Raw genomic sequence first — 15,590 nt, 5'->3', positions numbered from 1 at the left:
AGCGGCGTTCGACGTGATAAACACCGCCATCGTCACCGCATCTGATTAACCTGCTGATTTTAGGCACCATTTAAATTTAACTCAGAAAGAAGTTGTCGCAGTTAACTCCGACAAGTATAGTTGCAGTTATGTCAGACACCCAGCCTGACGACCAAAAGGATCGAAGATGAAAAAGCAGATTTTAATTGTGGGTAGTGGTTTTTCCGGTATGTGGGCTGCGGTCAGTGCCGCTCGCCTGTCCGCGCTGACGGGGAATAACGCTCTGTCGATTGCCGTTCTGGCGCCCGTCGCGGAGTTGCGCGTTCGTCCCCGCTTTTATGAAGAAAAGGTCGCCACGCTGGTTGCGCCGCTGAGCGATCTCTTTGCCGAACTGGACATTGAATTCATTGCGGATAGCGCAGAACGTATTGATGCAAATAATAAAAGCGTTGTCTGGCGCGATGCGAATGGCCAGGAAATGACCCTGAGCTATGAGCGCCTGGTGCTGGCAACGGGTAGCCAGACCAAACGCCCACCGATTGCCGGGCTGGCTGAATATGCGTTTGATATCGACCAGCTGGAATCCGCTCAGGTCTTTGAGCAGCACCTTGATTCACTGGTTGCGCGCCCTTCGACGCCCGAGCGTAACACCATTGTGGTCTGCGGCGGTGGTTTTACCGGTATTGAGCTGGCGACCGAACTGCCTGCCCGTCTTCGCGCCCGTTTCGGTAACGAGACAACGACTAAAGTTATCGTAGTTGAGCGCGGCGCGGCGATCGGCGGGCGCTACAGCGAAGCCCTGCGCAATACCATCGAAGCTGCCAGCGAGGAGCTGGGCATTGAGTGGCGTTTGAACAGTGAAATTGAAGCCATCGACGCCGGTGGCGTCACGCTGAAAAACGGCGAGCGTATCGCATCTGCTACCGTTGTCTGGACGGCAGGCGTAGAGGCAAACACCCTTAGCCAGCAGATTGACGGCGAGCGCGACAGCCAGGGGCGTCTTGTCGTTAACGAAAACCTTCAGGTTCCCACCCACCCGGATATTTACGCCACGGGCGATATGGCGCATGCCAAAACCGACGACGTGGGCAATACGGCGCTGATGACCTGCCAGCACGCCATTCAGCTCGGCAAGTTTGCGGGCCATAACGCCGCGGCCAGCCTGCTTAATCAGCCGCCGCTGCCTTACCGTCAGGTGAACTATGTGACCTGTCTTGATTTAGGGGGCTGGGGCGCGGTCTACACCGAAGGCTGGGAGCAGGAGGTGAAATCCGTGCGTGATGAGGCGAAGAAGATCAAAATCGCTATCACTAACGAGCTGATTTATCCGCCTGCGGCAGACCGCAGCGTCGCGTTTGCGGCGGCCGATCCGCTGGCGAAATTTGTGTAGGGAGTATCCCGTCAGGCTAGCGCTCGCGCGTTAGCCTGCGTACGTTTGGCCTTCTGATAGCCGTAGAGCAACAGCGATACCATCGCGGAGAACGACAGCAGCGCCGCAGGTAGCGTAACGTAGCTCCAGCTAAAGCCGAGCGTGATCATCATCCCGCCAAAATATGCGCCAATTGCGCTGCCCAGATTGAACGCCATCTGGCCTCCCGCCGCCCCGAGCAGTTCGCCCCCCTTCGCATTTTGCAGCAGCAGGATCTGCAGCGGCGCAGAGAGCGCAAACAAACCGGCACAGCAGATGAACCCCATCGTCAGCGAAGCGGTCTGATGCTCGCCAAACGCGAAGAGCAGCAGCAGCGAGGCGACAATCACCAGATCGGTTGTAGCGGCAATCCGTAACGGGCTAAAGCGGCCGGAGAGTTTCCCGCTCATCAGGTTGCCCAGCACCATCCCAAGCCCCATCAGCATCATAATCGCCGTCATTCCCCCTTCAGAGAAACCGGAAACGTTGAGCATAAAAGGCTTCACGAAGCTAAACCAGGCAAACACCCCGGCGTTGCCAAACATGGTGGCGGCAAAAATCAGCCAGGGTTCCGGGCGCTTCAAAAAATGAAACTGTTCGGTCAACCGGGCAGCGGTTTTATCGTGGATTGTGGGCACCCACAGCAGCACGGAGAGAATAACCAGCGCATCGAACAAGGCAATCAGGAAGAAGGTATAACGCCAGCTGAATGCATGTCCGAGCCAGGTTCCCAGCGGTACGCCCACCAGGTTGGCAACGGTCATCCCGGCAATCATCCCCGCGACCGCGACCGTTACCTTCCCCGGCGGCGCGATTTTCGACAGCACAATCGCCCCCACGCCAAAGATGGCACCATGAGGGAAACCGGAAATCAAACGTCCCATCGCCAGACCATACCAGGAGGATGAGAACGCAAAAATGGCGTTGCCGATTGCGCACATCGCCACCAGAAACAGTAGCGTGGATTTCAGCGAGAACTTGCTGGAAAAGAGCGCCACAATCGGTGCGCCAATCACCACGCCGAAGGCGTAAAACGAGATCATGTTTCCAGCGGATGGAATGGATATCCCGGTGTCGTGCGCCAGTTCGGTGAGCACGCCCATAATGCCAAACTCGGCCATCCCCAGGCCAAACGTGCCCAGTGCCAGCGAAAATATTGTTTTTTTCATACCGCAACCGCAAATAAATGAGAGGCAGCGAGCATTATTGACCAAACTGGTATGGTGAGCCAGTTCAAAACCGATCTCTGACACGTTAATCCATTTATTCAGGTCGATTACACTTCAGGTGGGTCCGCAAGAGGATGACAAGTATGGTCAGCAAAAAGAACGCGAGCAAAGTGGTTGATGACGCGACGAAAACACCGCTTAAAACGAAAGAGTATGAAAAAGAGCTGCGCCGCCTGCACGTAGAGCTGGTGAAGCTTCAGCAGTGGGTGGTGAGCAAAGGGTTGAAAGTCTGTATCGTGTTTGAGGGGCGAGACGGCGCAGGCAAAGGGGGAACCATCAAGGCCATCACCGAGCGCGTTAGCCCCCGGGTATTCCGGGTTGTCGCCCTGCCGGCTCCCACAGAAAAGGAGAAGAGCCAGCTCTACTTGCAGCGTTACGTCTCCCACCTGCCCTCGGCGGGTGAAATCGTCATCTTCGATCGCAGCTGGTATAACCGCGCGGGCGTTGAGCGCGTGATGGGTTTTTGCACCCCGGAACAGGTGGAAAAGTTTCTTGATGGCACGCCGGTTATGGAAAAAGCGATGGTTGATGCGGGGATCATCTTACTGAAATACTGGCTTGAAGTGACGCCAAAAGAGCAGGAGCGCCGCCTGCGCGACCGTATTAACGACGGACGGAAAACCTGGAAACTGTCGCCGATGGACATTAAATCGTTCAATCTATGGGATGAGTATACGGTCGCGCGCGACGAGATGTTCAAAGCCACCGACACCGCCTGGGCACCGTGGTTCGTCGCCCGGTCGGAGGATAAAAAACGCGTGCGGTTAAATATTATTTCGCACCTGCTTTCCCAGATCCCCTATAAAGACCTGCATATCGAAACGCTGGATTTACCGAAGCGTAAAATAGGTAAGGTAAAGCCGACAAAATACCCGTTCAGGTATGTAGAAGAACGATTTTAACCACGGTCTGAAAGCAAAACGCCGCCGGTCGAAACCGGCGGATCGCTTTCCCTTATGAGAAGCAGATTGGAAAGTGAATGACCCTGAAAATCACGGCTGACGTTGTCTCCCATCACTGGTACGATATCAATCTCTTTGCCAGCCCCTTATACGTACATCGCTATGAATGACATTCACATTGGCTATGCCCGATGTTCAACTGACTGCCTGCATTTGACCTTACAGCAGGACGCCCTGCTCAGCCTGGGGGAGCAATCATGAGGTTCAGATATTTAGCCCTGACGGGAATCATTATGCTGACCGGTGCCTCAGCGATCTTACTTCCTGGTATATTTTCACGACTCAACGACACACCTGAAATAAGTTATTACAAAGATCATCCCGATCTGACTTATAGCGTATTTAGCGGTTGTAAGTCTGACCCGGTCAATATAGATGAGTGTTATGCGGCTTATAATGCGGCTGTGTTTCTGGCCGACTCAGCAGACTGCAGCGCTCAGGGGAAAGAGATAAAACGTAGATTTAAGCGGCTTGTCGAACATGCAAAAGCAGAAATTATCACAAACGAAATTAACGCTGACTGTCATACGAACAAAACGAAATCCTTTTTTGCACAATTGATGGCGGGAAGCAAATAAAGCAAAACGCCGCCGGTCGAAACCGGCGGCGTTTAATACTATTTGAGCCCTTTGGTGCTCTCTTCTTTCGCTTCCTGACGTTCAACGTCGCGGTACCAGCGCGGGTGGTGTTTCTGCGCCCAGCGGCGACTCACCTTCCCTTCAATCATCCCCTTAATCGACCCTTTCACCCAGAAAGCCATATACATATGGATCAGGATGGCGTGGATCAGGATGATGGCCGAGGTCGCGTGGATCAGCAGCGCATAGCGAACCCACTGGATCGGGAAATAAGGCGCAAAGTACGGACGCCAGATGATCACGCCAGTCACCAGCAGCACGAAAATCATGCTCATGATGGTCCAGAACATCATCTTTTGTCCGGCGTTATATTTGCCGACTTTGGCGACCTTATGCTCGTTGCCTTTCAGAACTTCGATAATCCCCTTCACCCACGGAATGTCCTGCTTGTCCGGGATGTTGTGGTGTACGAAGCGTACGAACATAAACATCAGCACCACGAAAATCAGCACGCCAAAGAACGGGTGCAGAATGCGCCCCATCTGCGGTGTACCAAAGGTTTCCGTCAGCCACTGCAGCGTCGGGAAGAAGAACGATATCCCCGATACCGCCACCAGGAAGAAGCAGATCACCACCGTCCAGTGACAGGCGCGGTCGATAAATTTCGTGCGCACAATCATCTTTGACTTACTCATGATGCTCCTCCTCGTCGTCATCCACCTCTTTGTTCGGACCAATGCCGATATAGTGATAAATCAGCCCGGCAAAGGTGGCGATAAAGCCCGCCGCGGAGAGCGGCTTGAGCGCCCCTTTCCACAGGTTGATCGAGGTGTCGATCGCCGGATCTTTCGGCAGATTGTGGTACAGCTCCGGCTGGTCGTTGTGGTGCAGTACATACATCACGTGCGTTCCGCCTACGCCCTGCGGGTTATACACGCCTGCGTTTTCGTAGCCTCGCGCTTTTAACTTATCGACGCGCTGCTGCGCCACTTCCAGCATCTCGGTTTTGGTCCCGAAGTGAATGGCCCCGGTCGGGCAGGTCTTCACGCAGGCAGGCTCTTGCCCGACGCTGACGCGATCCACGCACAGGGTGCATTTATAGACCCGGTTATCCTCTTTATTGAGGCGCGGGACGTTAAACGGACAGCCCGCGATGCAGTAGCCGCAGCCGATACAGTTGTCCTGCTGGAAATCCACGATGCCGTTGGCGTACTGAATAATCGCACCGGCAGACGGGCAGGCCTTAAGGCAGCCCGGATCTTCACAGTGCATACAGCCGTCTTTACGGATCAACCACTCCAGCTTGCCGTTCTGCTCGGTTTCGCTAAAGCGCATCACCGTCCAGGATTTGGCGCTCAGATCGGCCGGGTTATCGTAGACCCCAACGCAGTGACCCACCTCATCACGAATATCGTTCCACTCTGAACATGCCACCTGGCAGGCTTTACAGCCCACGCAGGAGGAGACATCGATAAGCTTGGCAACTTCAGCCTTGTAATCCCGCCCGCGAGGCGCGGGCGTGATAGGGTTAGTCGCGGAGCGTTTGATAATGTCTTGTGTTTCCATCGCCATTTAATCGCTCCTTACGCTTTCTCGATGTTGACCAGAAACGCTTTGTACTCCGGCGTTTGCGAGTTGGAATCGCCGACGTTAGGCGTCAGGGTATTGGCGATGTAGCCCTTCTGCGCTACGCCTTCAAAGCCCCAGTGCAGCGGAATACCGACGGTTTCCACCTGCTGGCCATGCACGTTCAGGCTCTGCAGACGGCGGGTCACCACCGCAACGGCGCGAATAAAGCCGCGCTTGCTGCTGACCTTCACGCGATCGCCGTTGGCAATCCCCTTCGCTTTCGCCAGCGTCTCGCTGATCTCCACAAACTGTTCCGGCTGCGCGATGGCGTTAAGCCGCGCGTGCTTGGTCCAGGTGTGGAAATGCTCGGTCAGGCGGTAGGTAGTCCCCACGTAAGGGAACTTGTCCTTCTTGCCTAAACGCAGCACGTCGTCTTCGTAGATACGCACCACCGGGCTGGACACCACGTTCGGGTGCAGCGGGTTGGTGCCCAGCGGCGTTTCCATCGGCTCGTAGTGTTCCGGGAACGGCCCTTCAGCCAGCTTGTCGAGGGCAAACAGACGTCCCAGCCCTTCCGGCTGCATGATGAACGGCCCGGTTTTGCTGCCCGGCGCGGCGGTGTTGAAGTCCGGGATATCGTTCCCCGTCCACTTCGAACCGTTCCACTCGATCAGCATACGTTTTGGATCCCACGGCTTGCCGTTGATGTCCGCAGACGCACGGTTGTAGAGCACGCGACGGTTAAGCGGCCACGCCCATGCCCAGCCCAGCGTATTGCCAAGGCCTGACGGGTCGGCGTTATCGCGATTAGCCATCTGGTTACCCTGCTCGGTCCAGCTGCCGGCATAAATCCAGCACGAAGAGGCCGTGGTGCCGTCATCACGTAGCAGAGCGAAGCTGTTCAGCAACTGGCCTTTCTTCGCCAGCAGGTTGCCGTTAGCGTCATAGAGATCCGCCAGCGCAACGCCGTTGTTCTCTTTGGCCACTTCCTCTGACTCAGGATGGTCCGGCTGCTTGTAGTTCCAGCTCATTTTCAGCAGCGGCTCGGCGCCTTTGCCGCCTTCCGTGCGATACATTTCGCGCAGACGATGGTAAATGCCCGCCAGAATTTCGCCGTCGTTACGGGCTTCACCCGGTGCATCCTGGCCTTTCCAGTGCCACTGCAGCCAGCGACCAGAGTTGGCAATAGAGCCATCCTCTTCCGCGAAGCAGGTAGACGGCAGGCGGAACACTTCGGTCTGAATCGAGGCCGGATCGACGTCGTTGGATTCCCCATGGTTCTGCCAGAAGGTCGAGGTTTCGGTCACCAGCGGATCGATAACCACCATGTACTTCAGCTTGCTCAGGCTGCGGACCACTTTGTTTTTGTCCGGGAACGACGCAACAGGGTTAAAGCCCTGGCAGATGTAGCCCGTGACGTTACCTTTATCCATCATGTTGAAATACTTGATGACATCGTAGGCCTGGTCCCATTTCGGCAGCCACTCAAAGCCCCAGTCGTTCTCTTTCTGCGCCGCATCGCCGTAGAAGGATTTCATCAGGCTGACGGCGAACTTCGGATAGTTACTCCAGTAGTTCACCTGATCCGGCAGCGTGGCTTTTGGCGTATTTGCCGTGAGCCAGGTCTGGAAATCAGTCTGTTTTTCTGACGGCAGCGTCAGATAGCCCGGCAGGCTGGTCGACAGCAGGCCAAGATCGGTCAGGCCCTGAATGTTGGAGTGACCACGCAGCGCGTTCACGCCGCCACCGGCCATCCCCATGTTGCCGAGCAGCAGCTGGATCATCGCCATGGTGCGGATGTTCTGCGCGCCCACGGTGTGCTGTGTCCAGCCAAGCGCATACAGGAACGTGGTGGTTCTGTCTGCTGCACTGGTAGACGCCAGCACTTCACACACTTTCAGGAAATCTGCTTTTGGCGTACCGCAGATATTTTCAACCACATCCGGCGTGTAGCGGGACACGTGCTGTTTCAGCATATTCCACACGCAGCGCGGATCGGTCAGGGTGTCGTCGCGTTTCGCGTAGCCGTTTTCGTCGAACTGGTAGTTCCAGGAAGACTTATCGTACTGACGTTTTTCCGCGTCATAGCCGCTGAACAGGCCGTCTTCAAAGGCAAAATCTTCCCGCACCAGCAGGCCGGCGTTGGTGTAATGCTTAACGTATTCAGCGTTAATTTTGTTGTTTTCGATCAGGTACAACAGCACGCCAGACAGGAACGTAATGTCCGTACCGGAGCGGATTGGCGCATAAATATCGGCCACCGATGCCGTACGCGTAAAGCGCGGATCGACGACGATAAGCGTCGCATCGTTGTTGTTTTTCGCTTCCATCGCCCAGCGGAATCCCACCGGATGGGCCTCAGCGGCGTTACCGCCCATGACCACGACGACGTTGGCGTTTTTGATATCAACCCAGTGGTTGGTCATCGCACCGCGACCAAATGTTGGAGCAAGACTTGCTACCGTTGGTCCGTGTCAGACGCGCGCCTGGTTGTCTACTGCCAGCATGCCAAGGGAGCGCACAAATTTTTGCGTCAGCATGCCGGTTTCATTGCTTGCCGCGGATGCGCAAAGCATCCCGGTGGAAAGCCAGCGGTTAACCGTGACACCCTGCTCGTTCTTTTCAATAAAGTTGGCGTCGCGGTCGGCTTTCATTAATTTTGCAATGCGGGTGAACGCGTCATCCCAGGAGATACGCTGCCATTTGTCAGAACCTGGCGCGCGGTACTCCGGATAGCGCAGACGGTTTTCGCTGTGAACGTAGTCCAGCAGCCCCGCGCCTTTCGGGCAAAGTGCCCCACGGCTCACCGGATGATCCGGATCCCCTTCAATATGATAAATCGCTTCTTTGGCGTTTTTTGCGCCATCACCCAGGCTATACATCAATAGCCCACAACCCACGGAGCAGTATGTGCAGGTGTTACGGATCTCTTTGGCGCGCAGCAGTTTAAAGTTGCGCGCCTGAGCCAGTGCCATTTTGGGAGCGAATCCCAACGCAGCGACTGTTGTCCCGGCCATACCGCCCGCGCAGATTTTGAAAAATTGTCTGCGGCTGACGTCCATTGCTGTCCTCGTTTACTTTTGAGAATTCGCGCCGCAAGCTAACAGCAAAGCCCCTGTTTTTTTTGCGTCAAATCAAGTACACCTTATTTAGCCCCCTAAATAGTCATGGCCGCTGGGTTTATGTACTCCTTAGGGGCTACTTTGCGCGCACATTATTCGCAAGGTGAATGGAATCAATGTTATAACTTTTCCCTTTGAATATAAGAACACTGGCGAAGAAATGGACAGAAAGAGAGCGACGCTCACAGGACTGGCGGCAATACTGTTATGGAGCACCATGGTCGGGCTGATTCGCAGCGTAAGCGAAGCGCTGGGGCCGGTGGGCGGCGCGGCAATGATTTACACCGTGAGCGGTCTGTTATGTCTGGTCACGGTGGGTTTTCCCGATGTAAGACGCTTTTCCCCGCGCTATCTTATTGCCGGGAGCGTGCTGTTCGTCAGCTATGAAATTTGCCTGGCCCTGTCGCTGGGCTACGCCGCCACGCGTTCGCAGGCCATCGAAGTGGGGATGGTCAATTATCTGTGGCCGAGCCTGACGATTGTGTTTGCGATTTTGTTCAACGGCCAAAAATCGACTCTTTGGGTGATCCCCGGCCTGGCCCTCTCCCTGCTGGGCGTGAGCTGGGTATTAGGCGGCGAACAGGGATTACAGGTAGATGAAATCCTCCGCAATATTACCTCCAGCCCGCTGAGTTATGCCCTGGCCTTCTCCGGGGCATTTATCTGGGCGGCTTACTGCACCGTAACCAGCAAATATGCCGGCGGGAAAAACGGTATTACCCTTTTCGTGTTGCTGACGGCGCTCAGCTTGTGGATCAAATATGTCCTCAGCGATCAGCCAGAAATGATGTTCAACGTACCGGTGGTGGTGAAGCTATTACTCTGTGGCGTCGCGCTGGGTTTTGGCTACGCAGCCTGGAATGTCGGTATTCTGCACGGTAATGTGACCCTGCTCGCCGCCGCCTCCTATTTTACGCCGATATTATCCTCCGCGCTGGCGGCCGCCCTGTTAAGCGCGCCGCTCTCCTTCGCTTTTTGGCAGGGCGCGGTGATGGTATGCGTCGGGTCATTGTTGTGCTGGCACGCCACGCGAAAATGAGCCGCTTTAATGCTGCCGGGCACAACACTTGCCCGGCAGAACAGGTACGGAAATATGAATACTATCGCAAGTGCGCTTACAGATAATCGAATGACGCAGGTAGGACATGTTTACCCTACTCAGGATCGGTATGACGATCCTGAATAGCGTCATCTTCAAAACCCGCTTAAGTAATTTGACGACAGCACAAAAACATTCATACACGAATGAATTGCAATAGGATAAAAAAGGCCTCTACTTTTTATCCTGACCATCAAAAGCAATATTGATATCATAAAAAGAATCGCCTGATCTAACACATTATAATACTGTCCATGCATCAGGCAAAAAATCAGTGAAGTCAGTATGCAGGGAATCAAATAACTTTTATTAAAGACGGAGTATAAGCAACCGAAGATACATCCCCTGTAAATGATCTCCTCATAGTAGGGCACGACGAAGGAGGCGACCATGAAAGCGATCAAATTTATCTGTGCAGGCTCATAATGATATAAACTCTCTCTGTAAACACAAATAGCATACTGAACCAACAGAATGATAAGCAATACAATAGCTGAAAATATGAGTGACGATACATTTGTCATTGGCGTTATTTTAAAGCCATCGACACTTCTTAAATAAAAGAAGTATACAAAAAGAGCAATTAAAAAATTCGCAATAAACACTAAAAGAAATGACTCATCGAAAGAAAGATAGCTGAGCGTGATGGCTGGTGATAACGTTATAGCTATTGCAATAACAGACACAATGAAAAAAACGAGTACGTTTTTTTTGCTATAAGTGAACGGACTGACATGTCTCAACATGATCATGTTCAGCATGGTATATTTCATGGTTTAAACATTTTCTCTATAAAATCAATTAATAGGGTTACGATACTCAAATCATTTTTAGTTTTGCATTTTGTGCTAAAAAATATCTTATAATACCTATGTAAATGATAGTGAATATATGTAAGTAAATGTAAGGCTGCCATTGTACATGTTAAAGCAGTCTGCTCGACGACGGCACCTTTATTGTCTGCTATACCCCGGGCTGTTCGCCCCCTGCGGCACGGCGCAGCCAGTTTTGCAGCAGCTTGCCGTCCTCGGTCATGTCCGTGTCAGACCGCACGCACAGGTAGTAATCTCGCCCGTCGTCGATCGGCGCATTGAAAATTTTCACCAGCTCACCGCTCTCAAGATAAGGCGCAATCAGCGGCTCGCGCATCAGCGCGCAGCCCAGCCCGGCCTGCACGCCCGCGAGCGTCAGCAAGCCATCTTCAAACATCGGGCCGCTGCGGCGCGGGGGACGTTTCACCCCCTGCTGCACAAACCACTGCTGCCAGGTGGATCGCTCCTCATCGTGCAGCAACGGCATTTGCAGAAGCTGCTCCGGGGTGTCGATATGCCCGTGAATGCGTAAAAATGCGCGGCTGCACACCGGGACCATTTGTCCTGAAATCAACTTTTCACTTTGATAGCCCGCCCACTGCCCGTTGCCGAAGCGGATCGACATATCCGAGGCATCGCTCAGGTAGTTGCGATGGTTGGCATACACCACGTTGATTTCGGTTTGGGGATTCGCCCGCATAAATGCCGGCAGGCGTGGAATAAACCAGCCCATGCCGAACAGCGGGATCAGACTGATGGTGACTTGGCGCGTTTGCGACTGTTCTACCAGATGTTCCGTCGCCTGACGCAGCACGTTAAAGGCCGCGCGGATGGAACGGTAGTAATCGCGTCCCTGCTGGCTCAGCACCAGCTTCCTTCCCTGGCGCTCGGTCAGCGGCATCTGGAGATACCCTTCCAGCACTTTCAACTGATGGCTCACGGCTGAGGGCGAAATATCCAGCTCCTGCGCGGCCTGCGTTACGCTTCCCAGCCGGGCAATGGCTTCAAAGGCACGAACGGCACGCAGCGGCGGGTCGTTTGCCAGGCGGCTTTCACCATAGGCGGGCGCAGCGTTCGATTGTTCTGTTTTATTCATATATTGATTTCTTTAGGCTTTTTACCCCGTCATGGGCTTTCAATATAGTCATGCAAATCATAAAGATAAAACAATACCGGTTTATCATAAGAAATAATTTATCTGTATTTTACAATTTTATTCATTTGTTGGATGGTAGCCGCTGAAAGAGCAATTTGTCGGGTACGAACGTTGGACACACTCATACAACAACTGATCAACGGTGTGATGCTGGGAAGCATCTACGCGCTGATCGCGCTGGGCTATACCATGGTGTATGGCATTTTGCGCATTATTAACTTTGCCCACGGCGATATTCTGATGGTTGGCGCGCTTACCACGCTCTCCGCCCTCAACGCCCTGAACACAACCTTCCCGCACATGCCGCAGCTGCTGCAGCTCGGCTTTGCCCTGTCGATTGCCATGGCGGTTTGCGCCCTGCTGGCCATGGCGGTAGAACGCTTCGCCTATCGCCGCCTGCGCAACGCGCCGCGCCTTGCACCGCTGATCTCCGGGATTGGCGTCTCCGTATTACTGCAAACGGTGGCGATGATTATCTGGACGCGTAATCCGCTGATGTTCCCGCAGATCCTGCCTATGGACCCCATTGCCATCACCGCCGGTAGCGAAGCGCATCCCCCTGCCATTATCACCGTAACGGGGATTGTCACCGTCGCGCTGGCGCTGATCGTGATGATCGGGCTGTGGCTGCTGGTGGAATACACCCGGCTCGGGCGCGGCATGCGGGCGGTTGCTGAAAACCCACGCGTCGCCACGCTGATGGGGGTCAATCCAAACGCCATTATTACGCTGACCTTTGCCATCGGCGGGATGTTTGCCGCACTGGCGGGCGTGATGATGGCCAGCAACTACGGCAACGCCAGCTTCTCGATGGGCTTTTTGCCGGGCATTAAAGCCTTTACCGCGGCGGTACTCGGCGGGATTGGCAATATACGCGGCGCGATGATCGGCGGGATCTTACTCGGCGTCATCGAAGCGCTGGGTGCAGGCTACCTCGGTGAACTCACTGACGGCGTGTTGGGCAGTAATTATCAGGACGTGTTTGCCTTCATCGTGCTGATTCTAGTGCTGGTCTTCCGCCCGGCCGGTTTACTTGGCGAGCGCGTGGCGCACAGAGCGTAAGGGAAACGATGACAACCATACCACTACCTACACCCGCCGCGACGCGCAAATTCTGGTCCGGCATGACGCTGTTCTGCCTTGCCCTGCTGGTGGCGCCCGTCGTTGCCACCCAACTCGGCGGTAACTACTGGGTGCGCGTGATCGACTTCGCGCTGCTCTACATCATGCTGGCGCTGGGGCTGAATATCGTCGTCGGCTACACCGGCCTGCTGGATATGGGCTTTATTGCCTTTTACGCGGTCGGGGCGTATCTCGCCGCGCTGTTGGCTTCTCCACATCTGCTGGAGGTGTTCCCGATCCTCGCCGTCTGGTTCCCCGACGGGCTGCACACATCCTATCTGCTGATCATCCCCGTCGCCGCACTGGTTGCGGCGGTGTGCGGCATCGTTCTCGGCGCGCCGACGCTGAAGCTGCGCGGCGACTATCTGGCCATCGTGACCCTCGGCTTCGGGGAGATCATCCGTATCCTGATGCGCAACCTTGACCGCCCGGTGAACATCACCAACGGCGCTAAGGGCATTACCGGCGTTGATACCCTGAACCTGTTTGGCCTGAAGTTCAGCGGCGTATACCACTGGTTCGGCGTGAAGGTGCCTGCCCTGTGGCTGTGGTACTACCTGCTGATGCTGGTGATCGTGGGGATTATCTTCGTCTGCCTGCGTCTGCAGCATTCGCGCATTGGCCGCGCCTGGCACGCCATCCGTGAAGACGAGGATGTTGCCCGGGCGATGGGCATTAACGTGCGCAACTACAAGCTGCTGGCCTTTGCGATGGGTGCCTCGTTTGGCGGCGTAGCGGGCGCGTTGTTTGGCGCGTTTCAGGGATTCGTCTCACCGGAATCCTTCACCCTTCAGGAGTCCATTGCCGTGCTGGCGATGGTGGTGCTCGGCGGGATGGGACACATCCCGGGCGTGATCCTCGGCGCGGTACTGTTAACCGCCCTGCCGGAGCTGCTGCGCAGCCAGGCGGCACCGGTGCAACAGGCACTGTTCGGAACGGTACTCATCGATCCCGAAGTGTTACGCCAGCTGTTTTACGGACTGGCGCTGGTGCTGGTCATGCTCGTTCGTCCGTCCGGCATCTGGCCGGTACGTCATAAGGAGGTGAAAGCATGAGCCTGTTAACCGTGCGTAACATGTCCAAACGTTTTGGCGGCCTGACCGCGGTCGATAACGTCTCGCTCTCCATTAACCGGGGCGAGATCTACGGCCTGATTGGCCCTAACGGCGCGGGAAAAACCACCTGCTTCAACCTGATCACCGGGCTTTACCCGGCCGACAGCGGTGAATTTTTCATTGCGGACAAACCCTACTTCCCGAAACAGATCGAGAAGGTGACCGCCGCCGGGATCGCCAGAACCTTCCAGAACGTGCGCCTGTTTAACGACATGTCGGTGCTTGAAAACGTGATGGTCGGGCGGCATGTGCGCACCCGCAACGGACTATGGGCGGCGCTGAGCCGTCACAAACGCGCCCGCGCGGAAGAAGCACAAACTCGTGAACAGGCCTGGCACTGGCTGGAGTACACCGGCATTGCGAAGTATGCCCACTACCGCGCCTGCGATCTGGCCTATGGACACCAGCGTCGGCTCGAAATCGCACGCGCCATGGCAACGGACCCGCAGCTTCTGGCGCTGGATGAACCCGCCGCCGGAATGAATGCGACGGAAAAAGTCGCTCTGGGCGAGCTGTTAATCCGCATCCGCGACGACGGCAAAACGCTGCTGATGATTGAACACGACGTCAAGCTGGTCATGGGCATCTGCGACCGCCTGACGGTCCTCGACTATGGCAAAACGCTCGCCAGCGGTACGCCGGAAAGCGTGCGACGCGATCCGGCAGTTATTGCGGCCTGGCTTGGAGGCAACGCCCATGTCTGAACTTCTTAAGGTCGAACGCCTCGACGTGCATTACGGCGGCATTCAGGCAGTACGCGATGTCTCCTTCACCTTGCACGACGGTGAGCAAGCCACGCTTATCGGCGCAAATGGCACCGGTAAAAGTTCCACCGTTCGCGCCATTACCGGGCTGGAACGTTTTACCGGCACCATCACCTTTAATGGCAAAAATGTCCGCAAACAGAAACCCGAAGCCCTGCTGCGCGACGGCCTGGTGATGGTTCCCGAAGGGCGCGGCATCTTCGCCCGAATGACGGTACTGGAAAATTTGCAGATGGGTGCCTGGCTGAGAAGTGACAGCGTCACCGTTAAGCGCGAAATGAACGAGATTTTTGACCGTTTCCCGCGTCTCGGTGAGCGCCAGCACCAGCTGGCAGGCCTGCTCTCCGGCGGGGAGCAACAGCTGCTGGCGCTGAACCGCGCCCTGCTCAGCCGCCCGCGGCTGCTGATCCTCGACGAGCCGTCGATGGGGCTTGCGCCGAAGATGGTTGAACACATTTTTGCCGTCATCGCCGGGCTGCGCGAACGCGGCGTCGCCCTGCTGCTTATCGAACAGAATGCCCGTCTGGCGCTTGAGGTCACGGACAGCGCCTGGGTGATGGACAGCGGCAGCATTGTGCATCGCGGTGAGTCTCACGCGCTGCTCAATGATGACCAGATTGCACACATTTATTTGGGCGAAATGCCCGTTTAACAACACCAACCAACATCAGGGAA

14 protein-coding genes are annotated in these 15,590 nt (G+C 55.4%); 8 read left to right on the top strand and 6 right to left on the bottom strand.

Features of this window, described 5'->3' with window-relative positions; genetic code table 11:
- The first annotated feature begins 166 nt into the window (after nt 1–166).
- Nucleotides 167–1,369 (top strand): NAD(P)/FAD-dependent oxidoreductase, encoded by a 1,203-nt coding sequence (locus I6L58_RS01385; RefSeq protein WP_088209128.1) that lies wholly within the window; start codon nt 167–169, stop codon nt 1,367–1,369.
- 11 nt (nt 1,370–1,380) lie between these two features.
- Here I6L58_RS01385 and araJ read toward each other — a convergent pair whose 3' ends face one another.
- Complete coding sequence (gene araJ / locus I6L58_RS01380) at nt 1,381–2,556, bottom strand: MFS transporter AraJ (RefSeq protein WP_058608758.1); 1,176 nt, start codon at nt 2,554–2,556, stop codon at nt 1,381–1,383.
- 143 nt (nt 2,557–2,699) lie between these two features.
- Between araJ and ppk2 the strand changes: the two genes are divergently transcribed.
- A complete protein-coding gene (ppk2, locus tag I6L58_RS01375; protein ID WP_006175363.1) occupies nt 2,700–3,518 on the top strand; it encodes a polyphosphate kinase 2 in 819 nt (272 codons plus the stop codon).
- Between the two features lie 293 nt (nt 3,519–3,811).
- Nucleotides 3,812–4,156, top strand: a complete 345-nt coding sequence (locus tag I6L58_RS01370) for a hypothetical protein (protein WP_137273146.1) — start codon at nt 3,812–3,814, stop codon at nt 4,154–4,156.
- Nucleotides 4,157–4,194: 38 nt separating this feature from the next.
- Here the strand turns inward: I6L58_RS01370 and fdnI are convergent, their stop codons facing one another.
- From fdnI to fdnG, 3 genes are read right to left on the bottom strand one after another with little or no spacing between them, the layout of a single operon-like run.
- The gene (fdnI, locus tag I6L58_RS01365; protein ID WP_006175368.1) at nt 4,195–4,851 is read right to left on the bottom strand and encodes a formate dehydrogenase-N subunit gamma; all 657 of its coding nucleotides are present in this window, start codon (nt 4,849–4,851) and stop codon (nt 4,195–4,197) included.
- Nucleotides 4,844–5,728, bottom strand: a complete 885-nt coding sequence (gene fdxH, locus I6L58_RS01360; protein ID WP_006175370.1) for a formate dehydrogenase subunit beta — start codon at nt 5,726–5,728, stop codon at nt 4,844–4,846. The genes fdnI and fdxH overlap by 8 nt, the downstream gene beginning before the upstream one ends.
- A gap of 11 nt (nt 5,729–5,739) precedes the next feature.
- Nucleotides 5,740–8,787 carry a formate dehydrogenase-N subunit alpha gene (gene fdnG / locus I6L58_RS01355; protein WP_088209129.1) on the bottom strand — a complete coding sequence of 1,016 codons (3,048 nt, stop codon included), beginning with the start codon at nt 8,785–8,787 and terminating at the stop codon, nt 5,740–5,742.
- Between the two features lie 220 nt (nt 8,788–9,007).
- Here fdnG and yddG point away from each other — a divergent pair, with 220 nt between their 5' ends.
- Complete coding sequence (yddG, locus tag I6L58_RS01350) at nt 9,008–9,886, top strand: aromatic amino acid DMT transporter YddG (RefSeq protein WP_088209130.1); 879 nt, start codon at nt 9,008–9,010, stop codon at nt 9,884–9,886.
- Between the two features lie 155 nt (nt 9,887–10,041).
- Here yddG and I6L58_RS22870 read toward each other — a convergent pair whose 3' ends face one another.
- Complete coding sequence (locus tag I6L58_RS22870; RefSeq protein WP_254082170.1) at nt 10,042–10,338, bottom strand: CPBP family intramembrane glutamic endopeptidase; 297 nt, start codon at nt 10,336–10,338, stop codon at nt 10,042–10,044.
- A 571-nt stretch (nt 10,339–10,909) separates the two neighbouring features.
- Complete coding sequence (locus I6L58_RS01340) at nt 10,910–11,854, bottom strand: LysR substrate-binding domain-containing protein (protein ID WP_088209132.1); 945 nt, start codon at nt 11,852–11,854, stop codon at nt 10,910–10,912.
- Between the two features lie 171 nt (nt 11,855–12,025).
- Between I6L58_RS01340 and I6L58_RS01335 the strand changes: the two genes are divergently transcribed.
- The 4 genes from I6L58_RS01335 to I6L58_RS01320 are packed head-to-tail and all read left to right on the top strand — an operon-like array spanning nt 12,026 to nt 15,567.
- The gene (locus I6L58_RS01335; RefSeq protein WP_088209133.1) at nt 12,026–12,976 is read left to right on the top strand and encodes a branched-chain amino acid ABC transporter permease; all 951 of its coding nucleotides are present in this window, start codon (nt 12,026–12,028) and stop codon (nt 12,974–12,976) included.
- A gap of 8 nt (nt 12,977–12,984) precedes the next feature.
- Nucleotides 12,985–14,091 carry a branched-chain amino acid ABC transporter permease gene (locus I6L58_RS01330; protein WP_088209134.1) on the top strand — a complete coding sequence of 369 codons (1,107 nt, stop codon included), beginning with the start codon at nt 12,985–12,987 and terminating at the stop codon, nt 14,089–14,091.
- A complete protein-coding gene (locus tag I6L58_RS01325) occupies nt 14,088–14,855 on the top strand; it encodes an ABC transporter ATP-binding protein (RefSeq protein WP_088209135.1) in 768 nt (255 codons plus the stop codon). Before I6L58_RS01330 ends, I6L58_RS01325 begins: the two co-directional genes overlap by 4 nt.
- A complete protein-coding gene (locus tag I6L58_RS01320) occupies nt 14,848–15,567 on the top strand; it encodes an ABC transporter ATP-binding protein (protein WP_088209136.1) in 720 nt (239 codons plus the stop codon). Before I6L58_RS01325 ends, I6L58_RS01320 begins: the two co-directional genes overlap by 8 nt.
- Nucleotides 15,568–15,590: the final 23 nt, after the last annotated feature.

The organism is Enterobacter cancerogenus, from assembly GCF_019047785.1.
GTDB lineage: Bacteria > Pseudomonadota > Gammaproteobacteria > Enterobacterales > Enterobacteriaceae > Enterobacter > Enterobacter cancerogenus.
This window is presented reverse-complemented; position numbering and strand designations above follow the sequence as displayed.

What these genes read in the sequence shown, in the direction of transcription:
- I6L58_RS01385 (WP_088209128.1), top strand. Translation starts at nt 167, where the DNA reads ATGAAAAAGCAGATTTTAATTGTGGGTAGTGGTTTTTCCGGTATGTGG.
- araJ (WP_058608758.1), bottom strand. Translation starts at nt 2,556, where the DNA reads ATGAAAAAAACAATATTTTCGCTGGCACTGGGCACGTTTGGCCTGGGG.
- ppk2 (WP_006175363.1), top strand. Translation starts at nt 2,700, where the DNA reads ATGGTCAGCAAAAAGAACGCGAGCAAAGTGGTTGATGACGCGACGAAA.
- I6L58_RS01370 (WP_137273146.1), top strand. Translation starts at nt 3,812, where the DNA reads ATGCTGACCGGTGCCTCAGCGATCTTACTTCCTGGTATATTTTCACGA.
- fdnI (WP_006175368.1), bottom strand. Translation starts at nt 4,851, where the DNA reads ATGAGTAAGTCAAAGATGATTGTGCGCACGAAATTTATCGACCGCGCC.
- fdxH (WP_006175370.1), bottom strand. Translation starts at nt 5,728, where the DNA reads ATGGCGATGGAAACACAAGACATTATCAAACGCTCCGCGACTAACCCT.
- yddG (WP_088209130.1), top strand. Translation starts at nt 9,008, where the DNA reads ATGGACAGAAAGAGAGCGACGCTCACAGGACTGGCGGCAATACTGTTA.
- I6L58_RS22870 (WP_254082170.1), bottom strand. Translation starts at nt 10,338, where the DNA reads ATGGTCGCCTCCTTCGTCGTGCCCTACTATGAGGAGATCATTTACAGG.
- I6L58_RS01340 (WP_088209132.1), bottom strand. Translation starts at nt 11,854, where the DNA reads ATGAATAAAACAGAACAATCGAACGCTGCGCCCGCCTATGGTGAAAGC.
- I6L58_RS01330 (WP_088209134.1), top strand. Translation starts at nt 12,985, where the DNA reads ATGACAACCATACCACTACCTACACCCGCCGCGACGCGCAAATTCTGG.
- I6L58_RS01325 (WP_088209135.1), top strand. Translation starts at nt 14,088, where the DNA reads ATGAGCCTGTTAACCGTGCGTAACATGTCCAAACGTTTTGGCGGCCTG.
- I6L58_RS01320 (WP_088209136.1), top strand. Translation starts at nt 14,848, where the DNA reads ATGTCTGAACTTCTTAAGGTCGAACGCCTCGACGTGCATTACGGCGGC.